The 23,753-nt window shown below is 68.3% G+C and carries 22 protein-coding genes; 7 read left to right on the top strand and 15 right to left on the bottom strand.

Translation table 11 applies throughout. The features are described 5' to 3' along the window. Positions 1 to 44: 44 nt before the first annotated feature. Positions 45 to 1,130 carry a tartrate dehydrogenase gene (locus tag AC07XP_RS27780; protein ID WP_495266483.1) on the bottom strand — a complete coding sequence of 362 codons (1,086 nt, stop codon included), beginning with the start codon at positions 1,128 to 1,130 and terminating at the stop codon, positions 45 to 47. Then, a complete protein-coding gene (locus AC07XP_RS27775; RefSeq protein WP_495266482.1) occupies positions 1,127 to 2,038 on the bottom strand; it encodes an alpha/beta fold hydrolase in 912 nt (303 codons plus the stop codon). Before AC07XP_RS27775 ends, AC07XP_RS27780 begins: the two co-directional genes overlap by 4 nt. A gap of 85 nt (positions 2,039 to 2,123) precedes the next feature. Here AC07XP_RS27775 and AC07XP_RS27770 point away from each other — a divergent pair, with 85 nt between their 5' ends. Beyond that, positions 2,124 to 3,071, top strand: a complete 948-nt coding sequence (locus tag AC07XP_RS27770) for a LysR family transcriptional regulator (protein WP_495266481.1) — start codon at positions 2,124 to 2,126, stop codon at positions 3,069 to 3,071. An 18-nt stretch (positions 3,072 to 3,089) separates the two neighbouring features. Here AC07XP_RS27770 and AC07XP_RS27765 read toward each other — a convergent pair whose 3' ends face one another. Genes AC07XP_RS27765 through uvrC form a run of 3 tightly spaced genes read right to left on the bottom strand, consistent with a single transcriptional unit; the run spans position 3,090 to position 6,571 of the window. Beyond that, positions 3,090 to 3,977, bottom strand: coding sequence for a DMT family transporter (locus tag AC07XP_RS27765; RefSeq protein WP_495266480.1), 888 nt, complete (start codon positions 3,975 to 3,977; stop codon positions 3,090 to 3,092). Continuing rightward, the gene (gene pgsA / locus AC07XP_RS27760; protein WP_062479069.1) at positions 3,974 to 4,540 is read right to left on the bottom strand and encodes a CDP-diacylglycerol--glycerol-3-phosphate 3-phosphatidyltransferase; all 567 of its coding nucleotides are present in this window, start codon (positions 4,538 to 4,540) and stop codon (positions 3,974 to 3,976) included. Before pgsA ends, AC07XP_RS27765 begins: the two co-directional genes overlap by 4 nt. Before the next feature lie 57 nt (positions 4,541 to 4,597). Further along, positions 4,598 to 6,571: an excinuclease ABC subunit UvrC gene (gene uvrC / locus AC07XP_RS27755; protein ID WP_159272581.1), complete on the bottom strand. Its 1,974-nt coding sequence runs from the start codon at positions 6,569 to 6,571 to the stop codon at positions 4,598 to 4,600. A 146-nt stretch (positions 6,572 to 6,717) separates the two neighbouring features. Between uvrC and ggt the strand changes: the two genes are divergently transcribed. Next, on the top strand, positions 6,718 to 8,805 hold the full coding sequence (ggt, locus tag AC07XP_RS27750) for a gamma-glutamyltransferase (protein WP_495266479.1): 2,088 nt from the start codon (positions 6,718 to 6,720) through the stop codon (positions 8,803 to 8,805). A gap of 61 nt (positions 8,806 to 8,866) precedes the next feature. On the opposite strand, the gene AC07XP_RS27745 is transcribed toward ggt, so the two are convergent. Next, positions 8,867 to 10,315: a M20/M25/M40 family metallo-hydrolase gene (locus tag AC07XP_RS27745; RefSeq protein ID WP_495266478.1), complete on the bottom strand. Its 1,449-nt coding sequence runs from the start codon at positions 10,313 to 10,315 to the stop codon at positions 8,867 to 8,869. Between the two features lie 104 nt (positions 10,316 to 10,419). Between AC07XP_RS27745 and earP the strand changes: the two genes are divergently transcribed. The 3 genes from earP (at position 10,420) to AC07XP_RS27730 (ending at position 13,214) form a co-directional block, all read left to right on the top strand. After that, on the top strand, positions 10,420 to 11,520 hold the full coding sequence (gene earP / locus AC07XP_RS27740; RefSeq protein ID WP_495266477.1) for an elongation factor P maturation arginine rhamnosyltransferase EarP: 1,101 nt from the start codon (positions 10,420 to 10,422) through the stop codon (positions 11,518 to 11,520). A 153-nt stretch (positions 11,521 to 11,673) separates the two neighbouring features. Then, positions 11,674 to 12,228, top strand: a complete 555-nt coding sequence (efp, locus tag AC07XP_RS27735; protein WP_062479082.1) for an elongation factor P — start codon at positions 11,674 to 11,676, stop codon at positions 12,226 to 12,228. A gap of 122 nt (positions 12,229 to 12,350) precedes the next feature. Then, positions 12,351 to 13,214, top strand: a complete 864-nt coding sequence (locus tag AC07XP_RS27730) for an LOG family protein (RefSeq protein ID WP_070059745.1) — start codon at positions 12,351 to 12,353, stop codon at positions 13,212 to 13,214. 9 nt (positions 13,215 to 13,223) lie between these two features. On the opposite strand, the gene AC07XP_RS27725 is transcribed toward AC07XP_RS27730, so the two are convergent. The 8 genes from AC07XP_RS27725 to pncB all read right to left on the bottom strand — a co-directional run bounded on the left by AC07XP_RS27725 (position 13,224) and on the right by pncB (position 22,351). After that, positions 13,224 to 13,874: a TetR/AcrR family transcriptional regulator gene (locus tag AC07XP_RS27725; protein ID WP_354347215.1), complete on the bottom strand. Its 651-nt coding sequence runs from the start codon at positions 13,872 to 13,874 to the stop codon at positions 13,224 to 13,226. Between the two features lie 2 nt (positions 13,875 to 13,876). Next, positions 13,877 to 14,335: a hypothetical protein gene (locus AC07XP_RS27720; RefSeq protein ID WP_095950973.1), complete on the bottom strand. Its 459-nt coding sequence runs from the start codon at positions 14,333 to 14,335 to the stop codon at positions 13,877 to 13,879. 82 nt (positions 14,336 to 14,417) lie between these two features. Next, positions 14,418 to 15,956, bottom strand: a complete 1,539-nt coding sequence (locus AC07XP_RS27715) for an MFS transporter (RefSeq protein ID WP_495266476.1) — start codon at positions 15,954 to 15,956, stop codon at positions 14,418 to 14,420. 131 nt (positions 15,957 to 16,087) lie between these two features. Beyond that, complete coding sequence (locus AC07XP_RS27710) at positions 16,088 to 17,251, bottom strand: MFS transporter (RefSeq protein WP_070059634.1); 1,164 nt, start codon at positions 17,249 to 17,251, stop codon at positions 16,088 to 16,090. Then, positions 17,248 to 18,618, bottom strand: a complete 1,371-nt coding sequence (locus AC07XP_RS27705; protein WP_487849344.1) for a DNA recombination protein RmuC — start codon at positions 18,616 to 18,618, stop codon at positions 17,248 to 17,250. Before AC07XP_RS27705 ends, AC07XP_RS27710 begins: the two co-directional genes overlap by 4 nt. 36 nt (positions 18,619 to 18,654) lie before the next feature. Then, positions 18,655 to 19,647 carry a 2-hydroxyacid dehydrogenase gene (locus AC07XP_RS27700; RefSeq protein ID WP_307694231.1) on the bottom strand — a complete coding sequence of 331 codons (993 nt, stop codon included), beginning with the start codon at positions 19,645 to 19,647 and terminating at the stop codon, positions 18,655 to 18,657. A gap of 34 nt (positions 19,648 to 19,681) precedes the next feature. Next, positions 19,682 to 21,094: a sodium:proton antiporter gene (locus tag AC07XP_RS27695; RefSeq protein ID WP_495266475.1), complete on the bottom strand. Its 1,413-nt coding sequence runs from the start codon at positions 21,092 to 21,094 to the stop codon at positions 19,682 to 19,684. 36 nt (positions 21,095 to 21,130) lie between these two features. Further along, the gene (gene pncB, locus AC07XP_RS27690) at positions 21,131 to 22,351 is read right to left on the bottom strand and encodes a nicotinate phosphoribosyltransferase (RefSeq protein ID WP_070059637.1); all 1,221 of its coding nucleotides are present in this window, start codon (positions 22,349 to 22,351) and stop codon (positions 21,131 to 21,133) included. A gap of 185 nt (positions 22,352 to 22,536) precedes the next feature. On the opposite strand from pncB, the gene AC07XP_RS27685 reads away from it, so the two are divergent. Then, the gene (locus tag AC07XP_RS27685; RefSeq protein WP_095950977.1) at positions 22,537 to 22,770 is read left to right on the top strand and encodes a CsbD family protein; all 234 of its coding nucleotides are present in this window, start codon (positions 22,537 to 22,539) and stop codon (positions 22,768 to 22,770) included. Between the two features lie 77 nt (positions 22,771 to 22,847). After that, the gene (locus AC07XP_RS27680; protein WP_159277576.1) at positions 22,848 to 23,258 is read left to right on the top strand and encodes a hypothetical protein; all 411 of its coding nucleotides are present in this window, start codon (positions 22,848 to 22,850) and stop codon (positions 23,256 to 23,258) included. Positions 23,259 to 23,319: 61 nt separating this feature from the next. Here AC07XP_RS27680 and AC07XP_RS27675 read toward each other — a convergent pair. Continuing rightward, positions 23,320 to 23,753, bottom strand: a 434-nt coding sequence (locus tag AC07XP_RS27675; RefSeq protein ID WP_495266474.1) for an acyl-CoA thioesterase, incomplete at its 5' end; no start/stop codon positions are given.

The following is a 23,753-nucleotide window of genomic DNA, read 5'->3' as shown; positions in this document are numbered from 1 at the left end:
CCCAGCGGAGCGCGCGATTTTAGGGGCGTTTCGCGACGTACTTTTCAAAGGGCCTCGGCAATTGCCTTTCCGAGGTCGGCCGTGCCCGCCCGACCGCCGATGTCCGGCGTGCGCGGTGCGCCGCTTTGGGGCGCGAGCACCTTCTCGATGGTCGCCAGGATCGCGTCGTGCGCGTCCTTGTGGCCGAGAAACTCCAGCATCATCGCGCCGCACCAGATCTGGCCGATCGGGTTGGCGATGCCCTGGCCGGCTATGTCCGGCGCCGAGCCGTGCACCGGCTCGAACAGCGAGGGCGTGGTGCGCTCGGGGTTGAGGTTGGCGCTGGGCGCGATGCCGATGGTGCCGGTGCAGGCCGGGCCGAGGTCGGACAGGATGTCGCCGAACAGGTTGCTCGCCACCACCACGTCGAAGAAGTCGGGCCGCTGCACGAAGTGCGCCGTGAGGATGTCGATGTGGAACTTGTCCAGCGTGATGCCCGGGTAGCCCTTGGCCATTTCCACCACGCGCTCGTCCCAGTACGGCATGGTGATCGAGATGCCGTTCGACTTGGTGGCGCTGGTCAGGTGCTTCTTCGGCCGCGACTGCGCGAGTTCGAAGGCGAACTTCAGCACGCGGTCGACGCCCACGCGCGACATCACGGTTTCCTGCACCACGATCTCGCGCGGCGTGCCCTGGTACATGCGCCCGCCGATGCTCGAGTACTCGCCCTCGGTGTTCTCGCGCACGATGTACATGTCGATCTCGCCGGGTTCGCGCGGCGAACCGTCGCGGCGCACCACGGGCGCGATGATGCCGGGCATCAGGCGCGCGGGGCGCAGGTTGATGTACTGGTCGAACTCGCGGCGGAACATGAGCAGCGAGCCCCACAGCGACACGTGGTCGGGAATCTTCTCGGGCCAGCCGACCGCGCCGAAGAAGATGGCGTCGTGGCCGCCGATCTGGTCCTTCCAGTTGTCGGGCAGCATCTGGCCGTGCTTCTCGTAATAGTCCCAGCTCGAGAAGTCGAAGTGGTCGAACTTCAGGTCGATGCCGAATTTGCGCGCCGCCGCATCGAGCACGCGCAGCCCCTCGGGCATGACTTCCTTGCCGATGCCGTCGCCGGCGATGACTGCGATTCTGTGGGTGCTCATGAAGTGGCTCCTGGGTGTTCGGGGAAAACGAAAAAATTCAGCGCCTCGGCCAGCAAGGCGTCGGGCGCCTCTTCGGGGATGTAGTGGCCGCAGGGCAGCGCGCGGCCCGACACGTCGTCGGCCCGTTCGCGCCACAGCGAGAGCACATCGAACGCGCGCCCCACCGCCCCGTGCTCGCCCCACAGCACGCGCAGCGGCTGCGCGAAGCGACGGCCGGCGGCGATGTCAGCGCGGTCGTGCAAGAGGTCGATGGTGGCGGAGGCGCGGTAGTCCTCGCAGATGGATTCAGCTGTGCCCGGGATGGCGATGCAGCGTTCGTATTCGGCCAGCACCTCGGGCGCGAAAGGCGCGAGCCCCGCGTGCCGCCCGCCCATCACGCTGCGGATGTAACGCACCGGGTCGGACGCGATCAGCGCCTCGGGCAGCGGCGGCGGCTGGATCAGGAAGAACCAGTGCCAATAAGCCTTGGCAAACGCTTCGGAGGTGTGTTCGTACATGGCCAGCGTCGGGGCGATGTCGAGCAGCAGCATGCGCTCGACATCGCCGGGATGGTCGGTCGCGAGCCGGTGCGCCACACGCGCGCCGCGGTCGTGCGCGAGCACGGCGAAGCGTTCGAAGCCGTGGTGGCGCATGGCGGCCAGCGCGTCGAGCGCCATCTCCCGCTTGCTGTAGACCGCGTGTTCGGCATCGGCCGCCGGGCGGCCCGAGTCACCGTAGCCGCGCAGGTCCACGGCGATCACCGTGAAGCGCTCGGCCAGCGCGGGGGCCACGCGGTGCCAGATCGCATGTGTCTGCGGATGGCCGTGCAACAGCAGCAAGGGGGCGCCCTGCCCGCCGATGCGACCGTGGATGCGCACGCCATCGCGGACGATGTCGAAGCAGGGGAAGTCGAGGAAGGAAGCCGTCACGCCGCGATTGTGCGTTGCCCCCTGGCGGCCATCAAGCAACAATCAGCCAATTCATACTTTCCAATTTGGCATGAATCCCCACGCGATGGAACGCGGCGATCTCGAACTGGTGCTGGCCATCCGCGACCAGGGCAGCTTGGCCGGCGCGGCCGCCACGCTCGACGTGGTGCCCTCGGTCATCACCAAGCGGCTCGGCGCGCTGGAGGCCCGGCTCGGGCAGCGGCTGTTCGACCGCACGACGCGCCGGCTCAGCGTCACGGCCGAAGGCGAGGCCGTGTGCCTGCATGCGCGCACGCTGCTCGAAGGCTTCGCGGCGCTCGAAAGCGAACTCGGCGAACGGCAGAACGCGCTGATCGGCACGGTCCGCCTCGCGGCCACCTTCGGCTTCGGCCGGCACTGGCTCGGCCCGGCACTCGCGGACTTCCAAGCGCAGCACCCCGGCCTGCAGGTCGAGCTGCTGCTGACCGAGCAGTTGCCCGACCTGGGCGCCGAAGGCTACGACGGCGCCGTCTGGCTGTGGGCGGTGCAGCAGCACCGCGCCGCCGACTGGACCACGCGCCGCATCGCGCGCAACCAGCGCGTGCTGGCCGCCTCGCCCGACTACCTGGCGCGCCGCGGCACACCGGCCACGATGGAAGCGCTGGCCACGCACGACTGCCTGATCGCGCGCGAGAACGGCGACGCCGCCCAATCGCGCCAGTTCGCGCTCTGGACGCTGCGCCACGCGCGCGACGGCAACACGGCGCGCGTGCGGGTGCAAGGTCCGCTCACGAGCAATTCAGGAGAGATGGTGCGCGACTGGTGCCTCGCGGGCCACGGCGTCATGCTGCGCAGCCTCTGGGACATCGCACCGCAGCTCGCAAGCGGCGAACTGGTGCGCGTGCTGCCGCTGTACAGCATGCCCGACGCCGACATCCACTGGGTCGCGCCGTGGCGGCCGAAGACGCCGCGCCGTGTGCGCCTGCTGGTCGATCACCTCGTCGAGCAGTTCCGTTCGGAGCCCTGGAAGCCGGCCAAGCCGGCCGGGCGCTGAAAGAAAAAGAAAGTGCCGTCAGCGCTCGGCGCGCACCACGAGGCTCACGCCGACGGCCGTCAGCCCGATGCCCAGCACCGTGGTCCAGGTGATCGGTTCGGCGAACAGCAGCCAGGCCATCAGCGCCGTGCACGGCGGCACGAGGTACAGCAGGCTGGTGACGGCGGTGGCCGTGCCGCGCTGGATCAACATATAGAGCAGCGAGCTGCCGCCCAGCGACAGCGCCAGCACCGACCACGCCATCGCGCCGATCGAATGCGTGTTCCATTCGATGGCCTGCGCCTCGAGCGCGGCGAAAGGCAGGGTCACGAGCAGCGCGGCGGCCATCTGCACCGCGCTGGCGCTGCGCACGTCGCAAGGCGCGACGAAGCGCTTCTGGTACAGCGTGCCCGCCGTGATCGACAGCAGCGCCATCACGGCCAGCCCCATCGTCAGCGCGTTGACCTCGGCGCCCTGCCCCAGCTTGCGCGACACCACCAAGACCAGCCCGGCGAAACCCAGGGCCAGCCCGGTCCATTGCCGTCCCGAAATGCGCCCACCGTTGAAAGACAGCCACACCGCCGTGAGCACCGGCTGGATGCCGACCAACAGCGCGACAAGCCCCGCGCCCATGCCCGCATGCACGGCCGCCCAGACACCACCGAGGTAGCCGGCCTGCATCAACATGCCCGTGACCGCGAGATGCCCCCATTGCGCGCGCTTCGCTGGCCACGCCACGCGCGCGAGCACGACCCACACGCCGAAGCAGGCGAGCGACAGCGCATAGCGCACGGCAAGGAACTTGAGGGGTGGCGCGTAGGGCATGCCATAGCGCGCAACGATGAAACCCGTGCTCCAGATCAGCACGAAAACCGCCGGCATCGCCCGCAGCCAGCCTGCGTTGCGGACCGAGACGGCCGCGGTCATTTGGAGTGGGCCCGGATCTCGGGAATGGCCTTTTGCAGGTAATAGACCATCGACCAGACAGTGAGCACCGCCGAGATCCAGATCAGCCACTGGCCCCAGAGGCCGGTGTCGATCACCTTGAAGAGGTGCCCGTCATAGAGCAGGAAGGGAATCGCGACCATCTGCACGGTCGTCTTGACCTTGCCGATCATGTGGACCGCCACGCTCTTGCCGGCGCCGATGCGCGCCATCCATTCGCGCAGCGCCGAGATGGCGATCTCGCGGCCGATGATGATGAGCGCCACGAACACGTCGGCGCGCTGCAGATGCACCAGCACCAGCAACGCGGCGCAGACGAGAAACTTGTCGGCCACCGGATCGAGGAAGGCGCCGAAGGAAGAGGTCTGGTTGAGCTTGCGCGCCAGGTAGCCGTCGAGCCAGTCGGTGGCGGCGAACACGATGAACATGACCGTGGCGATCAGGTTGCGCGTCGGTTCGCTGATCGGCAGGTAGAAAACGCCGACGATCAACGGAATCGCGACGATGCGCGTCCAGGTCATGATGGTCGGTAGGGTCCAGAACATGCGGGCGATTGTGTCATGCACGCGTGAAGCGCCGGAAGGACGGGGGCAATCCCGGCTTCAACGCAGCGCGCGATAGATTTCCTCGGCCAGTTCGGTGGCAATACCTTCGACCGAGGCGAGGTCTTCGACGCTCGCCGCCGCCACGCCGCGGATGCCACCGAAACGCTGCAGCAGACGCGCCCGGCGCTTCGGGCCGATGCCCGGAATGTCTTCGAGCTGGCTGCCGCCCACGCGCACCTTGGCGCGCTTGGCGCGCATGCCGGTGATGGCGAAGCGGTGCGCCTCGTCGCGAATCTGCGCCACCAGCATCAGGGCCGCCGAATCCTTGCCGAGGTAGACCTTCTCGCGGCCGTCGGCGAACACCAGTTCCTCGAGCCCGACCTTGCGGCCTTCGCCCTTCTCGACGCCGACGATCAGCGACAGCGGCAGGCCGAGCTCGCTGAACACCTCGCGCGCCATCGACACCTGGCCCTTGCCGCCGTCGACCAGCACCAGGTCGGGCATGCGCGCGGCCGGCGTCCTGGGCGGCGGCGCCTCGACGCCCTCGGCCCCTTCGCTTTCCGCGTCGCCCGGGGCCAGGGCCTCGGTCTCGGCCGCCATCGCCTCGGCCAGCTTGCCGTAGCGGCGGTGCAGCACCTGGCGCATGGCGGCGTAGTCGTCGCCGGGCGTGATGCCGTCGATGTTGTAGCGGCGGTACTCGCGGTTCTGCATCGTATGGTGCGCGAACACCACGCACGAGGCCTGCGTGGCCTCGCCCGCCGTGTGCGAGATGTCGAAGCACTCGACGCGGAAGTTCTCCAGGTCGTCCGACGCGAGCTCGAGCGCATCGGCCAGCGCGCGGGTGCGCGCCTGCTGCGAGCCCTCTTCGGCCAGCAGCCGCGCCAGCTGCAGGCCGGCATTCGTCTCGGCCATCTCGAGCCAGTGGCGGCGCTGTTCGTGCGGCTGGAACACGGCCGTGACGCGCGCGCCGGCCTGCTGCGAAATGGCCTCGATGAGCGCCCGGCTCACCTGCCGGCCCAGCACCAGCGTGGCGGGCACCGGCACGTCGATGTAGTGCTGGGCGATGAAGGCTTCGAGCACCTGCACCTCGATCGGGTCGGCGACCACCGGGTCGGCGCCCTCTTCTGCGTCGAGCTCGCCGTGATGGATCTGCGCCGCGTCGTCCACGTGCACCGGAAAGTACGCGCGGTCGCCCAGGTGGCGCCCGCCGCGCACCATCGCGAGGTTGACGCAGGCCTTGCCGCCCTGCACCTTGACCGCGAGGATGTCGACGTCCTTGTCGGACACCACCTCGATCGACTGCTGATGCAGCACGCGCGAGATCGCCGACATCTGGTTGCGCAGCTCGGCCGCCTGCTCGAACTCGAGCTTCTCGGCGTGCGCCGTCATGCGCTGCTCCAGCGTGGAGAGCACGCCCTGCGTGTCGCCGAGCAGGAAGGCCTCGGCGCTGGCCACGTCCTGCGCGTAGGCCTCGGGCGAAATGAGGCCCACGCAGGGGCCGCTGCAGCGCTTGATCTGGTACAGCAGGCAGGGCCGCGTGCGGTTGGCGTAGACCGTGTCCTCGCAGGTGCGCAGGCGGAACACCTTCTGCAGCAGCTGGATCGATTCCTTCACCGCCCAGGCGCTCGGGTACGGCCCGAAGTAGCGGTGCTTCTTGTCGACCGCGCCGCGGTAGTAGGCCAGCCGCGGAAACCCGTGCGAGGCGATCTTCAGGTAGGGATAGCTCTTGTCGTCGCGAAACAGGATGTTGTAGCGCGGCTTGAGCGTCTTGATCAGGTTGTTCTCGAGCAGCAGCGCCTCGGCCTCGGAGCGCACCACGGTGGTCTCCATGCGCACGATCTTCGAGATCATGTGGCCGATGCGGGTGCCCCCGTGGCTCTTCTGGAAGTAGTTGGCAACCCGCTTCTTGAGGTTGCGCGCCTTGCCCACATACAGCACGGCGCCGGCCGCGTCGAAATAGCGGTAGACACCCGGCAACTGCGGCAGGGCCGCGACTTCGCTGAGCAATTGATCGGAATGCACGTCGGACATGGCGGCTATTGTGGCGCGCGGCGCGGGGCCCTGCGGCGCCCCCGGCACGAACGCGACACGCACGGGAATGAAATGTGCTCATCATGGACGTGGGCGCGAGGAGCGCCCGTTGTCCTTCGAATAACACCACTCGGGAAGCACTCTCCATGAACAAGAATTCCACGCGCGCGTGGTGGGCCCTGACGCCCCTCGCGCTTTCCCTGGCCGTGGCCGGCTGCGGCGGTAACAGCAACAACAACGCGCAGAACAACGCCGCACTGGTCGCGGCCATCGCTGCGATCAACGCGGCCAACCAGCCCACCCCCACGGCACCGCCCGCCGCCGACAACGGCTGCCAGATCCCGAGCAGCGGCACCTCGGTGGTCGTCGGCTCGGGCGACCCGGGCGATCCGGCCGCGCCGGAGCCGGCGTCGGGCTACGTGCCCGGCCACAAGCTGGTGTACGCCAAGAACTACATGGTGGTCGCGAACCACCCGCTGGCCACGCGCGCCGGCTGCGACGTGCTCAAGGCCGGCGGCAGCGCGGTCGATGCGGCGGTGGCGGTGCAGGCCGTGCTCGGTCTGGTCGAACCGCAATCGAGCGGCCTGGGCGGCGGTGCCTTCATGCTCCACTACGACGCGGCGACGAAGAAGGTGCAGGCCTATGACGGTCGCGAGACGGCGCCTGCCGCGGCCACCGAGAACTACCTGCGCTGGATCGACGACACGAACGACCAGACCGCACCCAAGCCCGGCGGCGCCCGAGCGAGCGGCCGCTCCATCGGCACGCCCGGCGCCGTGCGCATGCTCGACATCGCTTATCAAGACCACGGCAAGCTGCCCTGGAAAGACCTGTTCGGCTATGGCATCACGCTGGCGTCCGACGGCTTCCTGATCGGCGGCCGCATGGCAACTGCCATCGCGGGTTCCGCGTCGAGCCTGAAGCGCGACGCCGACGCCACGGCCTATTTCTTCAACGCCGACGGCACGCCGAAGGCGCTGGGCACCCAGCTCACGAACCCGGCATACGCCAAGACGCTGAACACCATCGCCACACAGGGCGCCAACGCCTTCTACACGGGCGAGATCGCCAAGAGCATCGTCGACAAGATCGGCGTCACCACGGCGGCAAGCGACGGCTCGGCCATCACCCCCGGCAAGACCACGCTGGCCGACCTGGCCACCTACAAGGCCAAGCGCCGCGACCCGGTCTGCAGCACCTACCGCGAGTACTACATCTGCAGCATGTCACCACCGTCCTCGGGCGGCATCGCGGTGGTGGCGACGCTCGGCATCCTCGAGAACTTCACGCTGAGTGACCACAAACCGACCGCCATCGACCTCGAAGGCGGCAAGCCGAGCGTGATGGGCGTGCACCTGGTGAGCGAGGCCGAGCGGCTGGCGTATGCCGACCGCGACAAGTACGTGGCGGACACCGACTTCGTGCCACTGCCCGGCGGCAGCCCCGCCATGCTGATCGACAAGTCCTACCTGCAGGGCCGCGCCAGCCTCATCAGCCTGACGAAGAGCATGAATCTCGCCAAGGCTGGCGACCGGGGCGATGTGCCGCTGGGCATCGACAAGACCGAAGAGCATGGCACCACGCACTTCACCGTCGTCGACAAGCAAGGCAACGTGGTCGTGATGACCACGACGGTGGAAGGCAGCATGGGCTCGTTCCACATGACGCAGGGCTTCCTGCTGAACAACCAGCTGACCGACTTCGCCCTCAACCCGATCGACACCTCGGTGACGCCGAACGTGAAGTTCGCCAACCGCGTGGCCCCCGGCAAGCGCCCGCGCAGCACGATGGCGCCAACGCTGGTGTTCAAGAAGAACGCCGACGGCAGCATGGGCGAGTTCGTGATGGGCACCGGCTCGCCGGGCGGCGGCACAATCATCCAGTACGTGGTGAAGACACTGGTTGGCGCGCTCGACTGGGGACTCGACGCGCAACAAGCCACATCACTGGTCGACTTCGGTGCCACCAACACCCCACCACCGACGCCCCCCGGCGCCACCTACAGCCTCACCAACGTGGGCGGCGAGCACCCGGCCATCGACACCTCCAACTCGGGCAACAACGATCCGCTGATTGCCGGCCTCCGCGCGCTCGGCCACACGGTGAACCTCGGGGCGCAGTCCAGCGGCGTGAGCACCATCATCCGCACGAACGTCGGCGGCAAGCCCGCGCTGACCGGCGGCGCAGACCCGCGCCGCGAAGGCATCGTGCTGGGCGACACCTTCACGCCCTGAACGACAACGGGGCTGGCGCCGCCTTCGCTGCGCCAGCCCCCTTGCCTGATCACCTGTTGATTTACTTAGCGACTTCCGACACCAGCCGGTACAGGAACTCGCGCCCGTCGTACAGGCGCTGGATCTCGATGCGCTCGTCCAGCCCGTGCGCGCGCGCATCGGCCGGCTCCAGGAACATGCCGGTCACGCCGTACATCGGGATGCCGGCATTGCGCAAGAAGCGGCTGTCGGTGGCGCCGGTGCTCATGGCGGGCACAACGGGCACGCCGGGCCACATCTGCTGCGTGAGCGTCTCGACCGTCTTCACGAGCTCGCCGTTCAGCGGCGAGGCCGGGCTGCGCAGCGGCTTGCCCATGTTGCGCACCACGATCTTGTCGTTGCCCACGGCCTGGGTCAGCAGGCGCTCGACCTCCTCGGGATCGTCGTGCGGCAGGATGCGGCAGTTGACCGTGGCCTTGGCCGATTGCGGCAGCGCGTTCTCGGCATGGCCGGCCTGCACCATCGTCGCCACGCAGGTGGTGCGCAGCTGCGCGTTGTAGGCCGGGTTGGCCGTCATGCGCTCGAGCACGCCGGCGTCGGGGTTGCCGCTGCCGATGGCGCGCATGTCGTCGGCCAGCTGGCCGGTGGCAAACGGGGCGCTGCGCGCGAAGTAGGTCTTGGTGACGTCCGCGAGCTTGATCGGGAAGGCGTAGTTGCCCAGGCGCTCCAGGCCGGCCGAGAGCGCGTAGATCGGGTTGGTCTTGGTGGGCACCGAGCTGTGGCCGCCGACGTCGCGCGCCTCGAGCATGTAGGTGGTGTACATCTTCTCGGCCACCTGCATGCGGTGCAGGTTCGGCTTGCCGCCGCGCAGCTCGCCGCCGCCGCCTTCGTTGATGCCGAACTCGGCCTGCAGCAGCTCGGGCTTGTTGTTGATGAGCCAGAAGGCGCCGTTGCTGAGCGCGTCGCCGCGCTCCTCGTCGGCGGTGAGCGCCAGGATGATGTCGCGCTTGGGCTTGAAGCCTTCCTGCTTGAGCTGCCCGAGCACGGAGACCAGCGCCGCGGCCATGGCCTTGTCGTCGATGGCGCCGCGCGCCGTGAAGTAGCCGCCGGTTTCCTGCAGCTTGAAGGGGTCTGTCTTCCAGTCTTCGCGGCGGGCCTCGACCACGTCGATGTGGGCCAGCAGCAGCAGCGGCTTCTTGCTGCCGTCGCCCTTGAAGCGCAGCACCAGGTTCCCCTTCTTCGGGAAGGGCTCGAAGATCTGGATGTCGCCGGGCGCGAAGCCCGCGTCGACCAGCCGTTTTTCCATGGCCCGCGCCGCGACCGTGTTGTCGCCCACCGAGTGGGTGGTGTTGATCTCGATCAGTTCCTTGTAGATCTCGCGAAAGCGCTGCTGCTGCGCAGTGAGCGGCGCGGTCTGGGCCTGGGCGCCGGCGATGCCGGCCAGGGCCAGCGAGAGCGCGAGCACGCCGCGTCGGGCGGCGGTCAAGGGCGAAGAAGAAAACGACGAACGGCGACGGGTCTGCATCCTCATGGTCTGGCTCTCTCCGATGGTTGTTGTGGCGAGGGGCAGCATAGCAAGCGGGCCACGTTTTCGCCCGCGCCTGAGCGACCGCGAAGACAGGCACACTCGCGGCCATGGGCACGCGCATGCAATGGGACATCTTCTGCAAGGTCATCGACAACCACGGCGACCTGGGCGTCTGCTGGCGCCTGGCCTGCCAGCTCGCGGCGGCGGGCGAGCGCGCGCGGCTGTGGGTCGACGATCCGACGGCGCTGAACTGGATGGCGCCGGCCGGCTGCGACGGCGTGCAGGTGATCGACTGGTCCGACGCCGAAGCTGTGCGCCGTGCCGTCGCCGACCCTGTGCCTGACGTGTTGGTCGAGGCCTTCGGCTGCGACCCGGAGCCCGAGCTCATCGCGCGTTTCGCACAGGCCCCGAGCCCTGCGCAAGCCTGGATCAACCTCGAGTACCTGTCGGCCGAGCCCTATGTCGAGAAACTGCACCGGCTGCCCTCACCCGTGTTCAAGGGCCCAGGCGCCGGGCTGACGAAACGTTTCTTCTACCCGGGCTTCACGCCCGCGACCGGCGGCCTGCTGCGCGAGCCCGACCTGATGGCGCGCCAGGCGCGCTTCGACCGCGCCCGCTGGCTGCAGGCGCAGCAGATTCCCTGGCAGGAAGGCGAGCGCCTGGTGTCGCTCTTCTGTTATGAGCCGCCCGCGCTGGCCGCACTGCTCGCCCAGCTGGCCGCCGACCCCGTGCCCACGCGGCTGCTGGTCACCGCGGGCCGGGCCGCCCATGCGGTGCAGGCCTGCCTTGCGAACACCGACGCGCCCGATCGCCCACCGGGCGGCCGGGGTTCGCTATCAATTTCATACCTCCCCTACCTCAGCCAGGCGGATTTCGACCACCTGCTGTGGGCCTGCGACCTCAACTTCGTGCGCGGCGAAGACTCGCTGGTGCGCGCCCTCTGGGCCGGCGCGCCGCTGGTCTGGCAGATCTACCCACAGGACGACGACGCGCACCACGTCAAGCTCAACGCCTGGCTCGACTGGCTCGGCGCCCCGCCGGAGCTGCGGCTTTTTCACCACGCCTGGAACGGCTTCGGCGACGCGCCCCTGCCCCCGCCCGGCCCGCTGGACGCCTGGCGCGACACCGCCCGTGCGGCGCGCGGCAGGCTGCTCGCGCAGGACGATCTGCTGGCCCAGTTGCGGCAGCTGGTCGCCGGAAAAAGCTAAAATAGCGGGCTTTGCGGAATTCAGCCCTGGCCGCCACGGTCGGGGAGGCCTTTCGCCAAACCTGCCGCGGGACATGTACGGCGGGGCCAGATACGACGGCATGCAGCGCCGAGGGCCCCGCGCACCGAGCGGCCAACATCCAGAGAACCTGATATGAAAATCGCTCAAGAAATCCGCGCCGGCAACGTCATCATGCACGGCAAGGACCCAATGGTCGTCCTCAAGACCGAATACAGCCGCGGCGGCCGCAACAGCGCCACCGTGCGCATGAAGATGAAGAGCCTGATCGCCAACTTCAACACCGAAGTGGTCTTCAAGGCCGACGACAAGATCGACCAGATCGTGCTGGACAAGAAGGAGTGCACCTACTCCTACTTCGCCGACCCGATGTACGTCTGCATGGACGCCGAGTACAACCAGTACGAAGTCGAAGCCGAGAACATGGGCGACGCCCTGAACTACCTCGAAGACGGCATGGCCGTCGAAGTGGTGTTCTACGACGGCAAGGCCATCTCGGTCGAACTGCCGACCAGCGTCGAGCGCGAAATCACCTGGACCGAGCCGGCCGTCAAGGGCGACACCTCGGGCAAGGTCATGAAGCCCGCCAAGATCGCCACCGGCTTCGAAGTCGGCGTGCCGCTGTTCGTGTCGCAAGGCGACAAGATCGAAATCGACACCCGCACCGGCGAATACCGCAAGCGCGTCTGAGCGCGTCTGCACCCGGCTGACCACCACCACGACGAAGGCTCCGCAAGGAGCCTTTTTCGTTGGCGGGCACGCGGGTTGCATCGGCGCACAATGCCAAGCCAATTCCGTTCGACGACCGTTTCATGAACAACACGCACAACATTCACGACAAGCGCCTGGCCGATGCCTGGGCCACGCTGCAGTCCCATTCCGACCGGGGCCTGCCCCTCGATCCCGATCCCTCGCGCCTGGCCTTCGCCGACCCCGAGTTCCTGCTGCGCCGCGAAACGCGCGGCATCCGCATGCAGCTCGAGCTGATGAAGCCCGACCTCGAGCAGCGCGCCCATGGCATCGAGAACACGGTGGTGGTCTTCGGCAGCGCGCGTTTCCGCAGCGAAGACGAAGCCGCCGCGCTGGTCGCGCAGGCCGAGGCGGCCGGCGACACGGCCCTGGCCGAGCGCTGGCGCCGGCTCTCGCGCAACTCGCACTACTACGAGAAGGCACGCACCTTCGGCAAGCTGGTCGCGCAGTACAGCGAGAAGAAGGAACCGCAGGACAAGCTCTTCGTGTGCACCGGCGGCGGCCCGGGCATCATGCAGGCGGCCAACCGCGGCGCGCACGAAGCCGGCGGCCTCTCGGTCGGCCTGGCGATCGCGCTGCCGATGGAAGAAGAAGCCAACCCCTACGTCACGCCGGCGCTGAGCTTCAAGTTCCACTACTTCGCGATCCGCAAGATGCATTTCATGATGCGTGCGAAAGCGCTGGTGGCGTTCCCGGGCGGCTTCGGCACGCTCGACGAGCTGTTCGAGGTGATCACGCTGGTGCAGACCAAGAAGTCGAAGCCGGTGCCGATCGTGCTCTTCGGCTCGGACTACTGGAAGAAGCTGATCGACTTCGACTTCCTGGTCGACGAAGGCGTGATCTCGCCCGGCGACGTGAAGCTCTTCGAATACGTCGACGCGCCGGAAGACGCGTGGGACGCCATCAAGCGCTTCTACAAACTCTGACCGCCCCGCTCAGGCGTCGTCGCTGTCGTCGGGCCGCAGGGCCTGCTCGAAGAAGCGCGTGAGCGCGCGGGCGCGGCGGCGGCGGTCGGCCACGGGGTTCGCGTGCGGCCCCATGGCCACGGCATCGTCGGCCACGCCGTGCAGCGCATTGAAGAGGATCACGGCCGTCAGCGTCGCGTCCTCGACCTCCCACACGCCCGCGGCGTCGCCCTGTTTCAGCAGGGTCACGAGCTGCGTGATGACGACGTTGTCGTTGCGCATGCGCCGGTCCTCGGGCCGGTACTCGTGGAACACCACGTCGTGCAGCGCGACGTTGTCCAGGTAGGTCTCCAGCCCCGCTTCCACCCAGGCCTTGAGCCGCGCGCGGTACTTGCCCGGCGCGTGGCGGTCCATCGCCTCCTGCAGGCGGGCGCAGAAGGTGTCGACGAAGCGTTGCTGCAGCGCGCCGAGCAGCGCCTCCTTCGACGGAAAGTACAGGTAGAAGGTGCCCTTGGCCACCTGCGCACCGGCGGCGATGTCGTCGATGCTGGTGGCGGGGATGCCCTTGGCGATGAACAGCTGCTCGGCGGCGTCCATCAACGCGACGGCGCGGGTCTGCGGCGCCTTGGTGCGACGGCGCGCAGCGGTGGCGGGAGCGTCGTCGGGGCTGCTGCTTGTCATGGTCAAGAACCGGCCATGGCACCGGCGCGTGCCGTGTCGATGGCGGCGTGCACGGCCGCAGCATCGAGACGCAGGCCGCGCGGGGCCAGCACGCGCTCGCGCAGCCAGGCCAGGGCCTCGTCGGTGCGGGCGAAGGTGCTGGCGGGAATGCCGAAGAGTTTTTCGACGTTCATCTTGCTGATCTTCTCGAACTGGTCGGCGGGCACCACGCTCGCCATGCCCATCATATGGCGGCGGATGTCGGCGCCGCGCGCCTGCAGCCACTGCTTCGCACTCTGGGCGCTGCCCTCGGGATGCACCAGGGCGTCGGCGTCCGCGAACACGCGCAGCGAGACAAAGGGCTCGCCGCGGTCGAGCCAGCGGTTCCAGTCTTCGGTGAAGGCCTGCAGGCTTTCCAGCGTCTGCAGGCCTGCGGACACGCTGATGACCAGCGGCCATTGACTGAGTTCGTGACGGATCATGAAAGACTCCTTGTAGACAACCGGAAGGCGCCGGGCACTGCGGCGCAGGAAGGGAATGCGGACGGCGGGCATGACGGACGGCTCAGGCGCGCGTGGCGGCGGCGAGCGCGGCGGCCCGCGGCCTGACGCGCAGCAGCAGCCCCGCCGCCACCAGGCCGGCCACGCCGGCACAGGCCATCGCGACGTGGAAGCCGCCCGCGAGCGCATCGCTCAGGAGCCGCTGCGCCACACCGGCGTCGAGCACGGCCAGCGCGCCGAGGTCTTGGCGGGACACCGCCGCCACGGCCGCCTGCGGTGCATCGGCCACGCCGGCACGCGCGAGCGACTCTGTCATCAGCGCGGTGGCGCGCGTGCGCATCAGCGTGCCGAGCAGCGCGATGCCGATCAGCATGCCGCCCTGGCGCAGCGCGTTCATGGTGGCCGAGGCCATGCCCGAGCGCTGCGCGGGCACCGAGGCCATCACCGCCGTGCTCGTGGCCGGCACGGCCAGGCCCGCACCCGCCCCCAGCGCAACGAAGAGCAGCGCCAGCGGCAGGTACGGCGTGTCGGCCGAGAACAGCGTCAGCAGCAGCATCGCCACGCCGATCAGCCCGTAGCCCGCGACCATCAACGTGTGCACCTCGAAGCGGCGCGCCAGCCGGCCGAACTGCGAGGCCACGAGGCCGGTCGCCACGAACTGCGGCACCAGCCGCCAGCCGGTCTCGCTGGCCGACCAGCCCTGCACCTGCTGCAGGAACAGCGAGAAGAAGAACAGGCTGGCGTAGGTCGAAAAGCCCAGAACGAACGAAGCGAAGTTGGTGACCGAAAAGCGCGCGTCGCGGAACAGCGCGAGCGGCAGCAGCGGCCGTTCCACGCGCGCCTCCACGGCCAGGAACAGCGCCAGCCCGACAGCCGCCGCGACGAGCGCGACCACCGCGTGGCGCGAGCCCCAGCCGTGTTCGCCCGCGGCAATGAGCCCGTAGGTCAGCGCACCCAGCCAGAGCACGCTGAGCACCTGCCCCGCCGGGTCGAGCGCCGCATGCTCGGGATGCGAAGACTCGCGCAGGCCCCACATGCCCAGCGCCACAGTCAGCACGCCGATCGGCAGGTTGATGAGGAAGATGCTCTGCCAGCCCGCGTGGTCCACCAGCAGCCCGCCGAGCATCGGCCCGAGGATCAGCGACAGCGCCGTGAACGACGACCAGCCGCCGATCACCCGCGCGCGGCTGGCCGGCTCGGGGAAGGCGTGCGCCAGCAGCGACAGCGCGCCCGGAATCATCAGCGCCCCCGCCACGCCCTGCACCGCGCGGCCCGCCAGCAGCATCGGCAGCCCCGACGCCATCGCGCACATCGCCGAGCCCACGGTGAAGACCACCACGCCGGCCAGCCAGGCGCGCTTGCGGCCGTAGCGGTCGCCGATCGGGCCGGCCGACAGCATGAAGGCCGACAGGCACAACGCATAGATGTCGATCACCCACTGCAGCCCGGCCAGGTCGGTGGCGAGCGCGCGCTGCAGCGTGGGCAGCGCCACGTTGACGATGCTCACGTCGAGCGTGGCGATGAAGCTGCCAAGGTAGACCGCCGCCACCAGGGCCAGGGGGCGGCGCGGGTCGGCCACGGCCGACGGGGAATGGGAGTCCATGGACGCCTTCGGGTCAGGAAGAAAGAAGGCGTCGATACTGACTTTGAGTCAGTATTCTGTCAATCAAATGAGAATTACTGTTATTTGCAACGTGGGATTCAAACCGCCGTCAGGCGCCCTCCCCGCGCACGTCAGAGCTTCAAGCCCCAGGTCGCTTTCGCGCCCAGCGCGAGCACACCGCCCACCACCCAGAACACGCCGGCAATGCCGATCAGCGCACCGAGCGAGCCGAACAGCATCGGCATCGCGACGCTCGACGCGTTGATGGTCATCAGCCGCAGCCCCAGCGCCTCGCCGTGCCGGGCATGCGGCGTGATCTGGTGCAGCATGCTCATCACCATCGGCTGCACCGCGCCGAGCGCGAAGCCCAGCACCACGGAGCAGATGCCCATGGTCCACGGCGAATTCAGCAGCGGGTAGATGGCGAACACGGCCGCCGTGACGACGGTCGAGCTCAGGATCACGCTGCGCTCCGACGCACGCGACGCGATCAGCGGCAACACGATGCGGATGACTGCCGCGGCGATCGCGAAGGCGCCGAGGATGGAGCCGATCACCGAGGCGCTGATGCCCCGGTCGTGGCCCAGCACCGGCAGCACGAAGGCGTGCACGTCCCAGCTCGACGACTGCAGCCAGTTCACGAACAGCAGGCGGCGGAACATCGGCTCGCGCAGCAGGTCCCAGGCCCGCGTGGGCGCGGCGCCCGGCACCGGCGCCACCCGCGGCGGCTCGTGCGCGCCGCGCGCCAGCAGCCAGCACAGCAGCGGCAAAAAGGCCATCACGGCGAAGCAGATGCGAAAGGCCAGCAGGTCGGCCGGCGCACGGCCGGCGTGGTCGATCAGCATCCCGGCCAGGAAGGGCCCGACGAAGTTCGCCGCCGCCGGCGCGATGGCCAGCCAGCTGAACACGCGCTTGAGCTGCGTCGGGTCGGTGGCCGAGCGGCCCACGTGCCGCTGCAGCGCGATGACGGTCGCGCCGGTGGCGCCGCCGGTCAGCAACGCGGCGATGCACATGACCGGGAACACCGGAAAAATCAGCGCCAGCCCTGCCCCGCCCGAGGCCGCGATCACCGACAGCCACAGCGGCCGCTTGAGCCCGTGCCGGTCGGCAAAACGCCCAGCCGGCAGCGCAAGAAACACCTGGGTCAGCGCGAACAGCGCGATCAGCAAGCCGACGGCCGCTGCGCTGTAGCCTTGCTGCAGCGCGAGCAGCGGTGTGGCGAGCCGCATGCCCGCCATCGTGGCGTGCAAACAGACCTGCGCCACGATGACGCGCAGCAGTTCAGAACCTTTCACGGGGTGTCGTCGCCCTCGCTGTCAGTGTCGGCCGTGGGCGGCAGCAGCGCCTGCGACTGCGCCTCGGGCAAGGCCTCGACCTTGCGCAGCGCCAGGCGCATTTGCTTGGCACGCGTGTCGGCCTTGTCGATGGTGTCGGAAGCCTTGGCCACCTGTTCCTTGATGCGCGCCACCCATTCGCCGTAGCGCTCGAACTCGGTCTTGACCGCGCCCAGCACCTTCCAGACCTCGGAGGCCTGGCGCTCCAGCGCCAGCGTGCGAAAGCCCATATGCAGGCTGTTGAGCATGGCGAGCAAGGTGGTCGGGCCGGCCAGCGTCACGCGGTGCTGGCGCTGGATGGCGTCCATCAGGCCGGGGCGGCGCAGCACCTCGGCGTAGAGGCTTTCGACCGGCAGGAACAGGATCGCGAAGTCGGTGGTGTGCGGCGCCGCGAGGTAGTTCTCGGCGATCGACTTGGCCTCGACGCGGATGCGCGTCTCGAGCGCCTTGGCCGCGGCCTCCGCGCCGGCCGCATCGGCGCGCTCGTGCGCGTCGATGAGGCGTTCGTAGTCGTCGCGCGGAAACTTGGCGTCGATCGGCAGCCACACCGGCGCGCCGTCGTCGCCGCGCCCCGGAAAGCGGATCGCGAAGTCGACACGCTGGCCGCTGCGCGGCTTGGTCTCGACCTGGCGCGCGTACTGCTCGGGCGTGAGCACCTGCTCGAGCAGCGCCTCGAGCTGCACCTCGCCGAACACGCCGCGCGTCTTCACGTTGGTCAGCACGCGCTGCAGGCTGCCCACGCCGACGGCCAGCGTCTGCATCTCGCCCAGGCCCTTGTGCACCTGCTCGAGCCGGTCGGCTACCTGCTTGAAGCTTTCGCCCAGGCGCGCCTCGAGCGTGCTCTGCAGTTTTTCGTCGACGGTCTTGCGCATCTCGTCGAGCTTGGCGGTGTTGCTCTGCTGCAGCTGGGCCAACTGGGTTTCCATGGTCGTGCGCACCTCGGAAAGGCGGCGCGCGTTCGATTCGCTCAGGCCCTGCAGCTGGGTGTTCAGCGTGTCGGCCAGGGTCTTCTGCAGCGACGCGAGCTGCAGCGCGAAGGCGTCGAGCTGCGCGTTCTGCGTGCGCGTGGCCTCGGCGCCCTGCTGCACCAGCGACTGCTGGAAGGTGGCGAAGGCCTGCGCGGTTTCCTGGCGTGCGCCGCGCGAGCTTTCGCCGATCTCGTGGCGCAGCTCGCGCTCGGTGCGTTCGTTGGCGCGGCCCATGGCGGCGAGCACGCCCAGCATTTCGCTGTGATCAGGTGGGGGTGGCCGGCGGGCCAGCAGCCAGATGACCAGCACCAGCTGCACCACGGCGAATGCGGCCAGTGCGAGAAGAATCAGATCCGTCAGTTCCAAGGTGGGGGGCGTGTCGCTCTCGCTGTCAGATTATTTCGTGGCCGCCGGCACCGGCGTGACAGGGGTCAAGGGCCCCTTGCCGGTGCCCCAGGCGATGAGGTTGTCGGCCGCCAGGTCGGCCATGGCGCGGCGCGTGGGCACGGTGGCGCTGGCGATGTGCGGCGTGAGCACCACGTTGGGCACGGTCAGCAGGTCGGGGTGGACCTTGGGCTCGCCCTCGAACACGTCGAGGCCGGCGGCGGCGATGCGCTTCTCGCGCAGCGCCACGGCCAGTGCCGCGTCGTCGACGATGCCGCCGCGCGCGATGTTGACCAGCGTGGCCGTCGGCTTCATGAGCGCGATCTCGGCCGCGCCGATGGTGTGGTGCGAGGCCGGCGAGTACGGCACGACCAGCACGACGTGGTCGGCGGTCTTGAGCAGCTCTTCCTTGCCGACGTAGCGGGCCTTGCACTCGGCCTCGAGCGTGGCGTCGAGGCGCGAACGGTTGTGATAGATCACGTTCATGCCGAAGCCGTGCGCGCCGCGCCTGGCGATGCCCTGCCCAATGCGGCCCATGCCGATGATGCCCAGCGTCGAGCCGTGGATGTCGGAGCCGGCGAACATGTCGTAGCTCCACTTTTCCCACTTGCCCGCGCGCAGGAAATGTTCGCTCTCGGTGATTCGGCGCGCGGTGGCCATGAGCAGCGCGAAGCCGAAGTCGGCCGTGGTCTCGGTCAGCACGTCGGGCGCGTTGGTGCCGAGCACGCCGCGCGCGGCCATGGCGTCGACGTCGAAGTTGTTGTAGCCCACGGCCATGTTGGCGCAGATCTTCAGCTCGGGGCAGGCGTCGAGCACGGCGGCATCGATGCGCTCGCTGCCGGTGGTGAAGGCGCCCTGCTTGCCTTGCAGCTTCGCGATCAGCTGGTCCTTGCTCCAGGTCTCGTCGGCCTGGTTCGACTCGACCTCGAAATGCTGCGCCAGGCGCGCGAGGGTCTCGGGGAACACCGCGCGCGCGACCAGGATCTTGGGCTTGCTGCTGCTCATGGAACGTGTCTCTTTCTTTGAAGGGCTGGAAGGATCAACGGAAGAAGATGAAGGTGCACAGGACGAACAGCGGGACCAGGATCGCGCCCGACCACGCCATGTAGCCGAAGAAGCTGGGCATGCGCACGCCGCGGCTTTCGGCGATGGCCTTGACCATCAGGTTCGGCGCGTTGCCGATGTAGGTGTTGGCACCCATGAACACGGCGCCCGCCGAGATGGCGGCCAGCGTGCTGGCGTAGGTGGTCATGAGCGCCGCCGGGTCGCCGCCCGCCGTGTTGAAGAACACGAGGTAGGTCGGCGCGTTGTCCAGGAACGAGCTCAGGATGCCGGTGGCCCAGAAGTACATGGCCGGGTCGGGCTGGCCGTCGGCGCGCGTCACGGCCGCCACGATGGCGCCGAACGGGCCCTGCGTGCCGGCCTTGAGCATGGCGATCACCGGGATGATGGTCAGGAAGATGCCGGCGAAGAGCTTGGCCACCTCGGCCATCGGGCCCCACTCGAACTGGTTGTCGGCGTGCACCTTGGGCGCCGTGAGCTTGTACGAGACGATGGCGATCAGCGCCAGTCCTACGTCGCGCACCAGGCCCGGCAGGCCGACCTCGGTGCCGAACACGTCGAACACCACGGGCGATTTCCAGAACCCGCTCAGCAGCACCAGCGCGACGATGCCGCCCAAGAGCCAGAAGTTGGCCGCGCCGTCGAAGCCCAGGCGCGGGCTGTCGGGCGTCGGGTCGACGGGCAGCACGCCGTCCTTGCGGTAGAAGTGGCGGTCGATGGCATAGAACAGCGCCAGCAGCACGGCCAGGATGAAGATCGTCTCGGGCAGGATGTGCTGCGCGGTCCAGAAGAAGCCCACGCCCTTGAGGAAGCCGAGGAACAGCGGCGGGTCGCCCAGCGGCGTGAGCGAGCCGCCCGCGTTCGACACGATGAAGATGAAGAACACGATCACGTGCACCTTGCGCTGCCGGTTGTCGTTGGCCCGGATCAACGGCCGGATCAGCAGCATCGAGGCGCCCGTGGTCCCCATGAAGCTCGCGAGCACCGCGCCGATGGCCAGGATCGCCGTGTTGAGCCCGGGCGTGCCGTGCAGGTTGCCGCGGATGTGGATGCCCCCCGCCACGGTGAAGAGCGCCGTGAGCAGGATGATGAACGGGATGTACTCGGCCACCAGCGCATGCACCAGCTGCACGCCTGCCAGCCCCGCGCCGTAGGTCGCGGCAAAGGGCAGCAGGAAGGCCAGCGCCCAGGCGGCGGAAATCTTGCCGTAGTGGTGGTGCCAGAACGAAGGCGTGGCCAGCGGCAAGAGCGCGATGGACAGCAGGATGCCGGCGAACGGCACGCCCCACAGCGGCGAGAGCGCGGCACCGTCGAAATCGGCGGCGAAGGCCAGGGCGGGAAAGAGCATCGGCAGCGCCGCGGCTGCCGTCAGTCGGATCGTTTTCTTCATGGGGGCTGTACCGTACCAGACAGGTCAGTACAGCCTTCAAACGGGGGGTTGTTCGATCTCGAACACCTGGCGCAGGTAGGCCAGGTATTTCTCGTCCTCGCACATGTTCTTGGACGGCGTGTCCGACAGCTTGGCCACCGGCTGGTCGTTGCACTGGATCATCTTGATGACGATCTGCAGCGGCTCGTAGCCCAGGTCGTTGGTGAGGTTGGTGCCGATGCCGAAGGCCAGCAGGCAGCGCCCGCGGAACTGCTGGTACAGCTCGATGGTGCGCGGCACCGTGAGGCCGTCGCTGAAGATCAGCGTCTTGGTGAGCGGATCGACCCGGTTCGCGTGGTAGTGCGCCAGCATGCGCTCGCCCCACTGGAACGGGTCGCCGCTGTCGTGGCGGGCGCCGTCGAAGAGCTTGCAGAAGTACAGGTCGAAGTCGCGCAGGAAGGCGCTCATGCCGTACACGTCGGACAGCGCGATGCCCAGGTCGCCGCGGTATTCGCGGGCCCAGCTCTCGAAGCCGAAGATCTGGCTGTCGCGCAGCCGCGGACCCAGCGCCTGGCAGGCCTGCAGGTACTCGTGCGCCATGGTGCCCAGCGGAATGAGCCCGAGCTTCATGGCGTACAGCACGTTGCTGGTGCCCGCCAGTTGCGGCAGCCGCTCGCCCGCGGGCGACTTGGCCGGCGGCGAGGCCACGGCGCCGAGCCGCTGGGTCAGCGTGCGCAGCACTTCCTCGTGCCAGTCCTTCGAGAAGCGGCGGCGCGTGCCGTAGTCGGCGATCTTGAGGTCGCCCAGGCCGGCTTCCTGCAGCTGGCTGATCTTGAGGTCGAGGCGGCGGCGGCCTTCCTCGAAGTCGGGGTTCTTCTGCGTGTTGCGAAAGTAGACCTCGTTCACGATGGCCAGCACCGGGATCTCGAACAGGATGGTGTGCAGCCACGGCCCCTTGATGCGGATCTCGAGTTCGCCCGAGGGCTGGGGGATGACGTTGATGTACTTCTCGTTGAGCCTGAACAGGCCCAGGAAGTCGACGAAGTCGCTCTTGATGAAGCGCATCGAGCGCAGGTAGGCGAGTTCGGCGTCGCGGAACTGCAGCGAGCACAGGCTGCGGATCTCGTCGCGGATCTGTCCCGCGAACTGCGCGAGGTTGACGCCCGGGTTGCGGCACTTGAAGCGGTACTCGACCCGCGCCCCCGGAAAGTGGTGCAGGACCACCTGCATCATCGTGAACTTGTAGAGGTCGGTGTCGAGCAGGCTGTGAATGATCATGGTGCGGTGCGCGGTGTCTCGGGTCTCTGTCGTCGGCGTCCGTTCCATTATCACGGCCTGCGTCGGCCTGTGCCTACGAGGGCCGGCCTGCACGTCCTACCGGCAGGGGGAATCACCCACGCGACATTGATTGCACGGCGGCGGCATGTTCCGCCGGGTCATCACTCTTTCTCAAGGAGATTCGCATGAACAAGGACACCATCGAAGGCAACTGGAAGCAGCTCAAGGGCAAGATCAAGGAGCAGTGGGGCAAGCTGACCGACGACGACTTCGACGTCATCGCCGGCAAGCGCGACCAGCTGCTGGGCCGCATCCAGGAACGCCACGGCATCAGCCGCGACGAGGCCGAGAAGCAGGTGAAGGACTGGGAATCGCGCGACGGCCGCTCGCCGGACGCGCTCTGGTTCGAGAAGAACTGAGAAAGAAGCAAGCGCCCTGCGCCCTTCCCTTCTCTTCTCTTCTCTTTCCCTGTCATTCACCGCAAAGGACACACACCATGAAAAAACAACACCTCGTCATGCTCGCCCTCGCCTCCACCTTCTTCGTCGCCGGCCAGGCCGGCGCGATGACCAAGGACGAATACAAGGTCGCCAAGGAAAAGGTCGAGGCCGACTACAAGGTCGCCAAGGCCCAGTGCGACACGATGAAGGACAACGCCAAGGACGTCTGCCAGAAGGAAGCCAAGGGCAAGGAAGAAGTGGCCAAGGCCGAGCTGGAGCAGCAGTACCAGCCGAGCGACAGCCATGCCCGCAAGGTGGCCGAAGAGAAGGTGAAGGCCACCTATGAAGTCGCGAAGGAAAAGTGCGACGACCAGAATGGCGCGGCCAAGGACGCTTGCGTGAAGCAGGCCAAGGCTGATGAAGCCCAGGGCAAGGCCGACATCAAGGCCATGAAGAAGACGATGTAAGCGGGGCTGCGGCCCCTCTCACGAACGGCGCCTGCGGGCGCCGTTTTTCATGGGCGGGCGCTCAGGCGCGCAGCGAATCGACCACCTGCTGCAGCGCCTCGGGCAGCGGCACCGGCCGCTGCGTCGCGCGGTCGACGTACACATGCACGAAGTGCCCCTGCGCGGCCGCGGTATCGGCACCCTCGGCGAACAGCGCGATCTCGTAGCGCACGCTCGAGCGGCCCGCCTGCGCCACGCGGATGCCGGCCTCCACCGTCTGCGGGAAGGCCACCGGCGCGAAGTAGTTGCACTGCGTCTCGACCACGAAGCCGATGGTCTGGCCGCCGTGGATGTCGAGCGCGCCGCGCTCGATGAGCAGCGCGTTCACCGCGGTGTCGAACCAGCTGTAGTAGACGACGTTGTTGACGTGGCCGTACATGTCGTTGTCGGCCCAGCGCGTCGGGATGCTGCGAAACGCCCGGTAGGCGCTGCGGGTGTGGGGCGTGGGCTTGGGGG

The sequence above is a fragment of the Variovorax sp. GW531-E2 genome (assembly GCF_059423125.1).
Note: the sequence above shows the minus strand (reverse complement) of the source record. Positions and strands in the feature narration are given on the sequence as shown.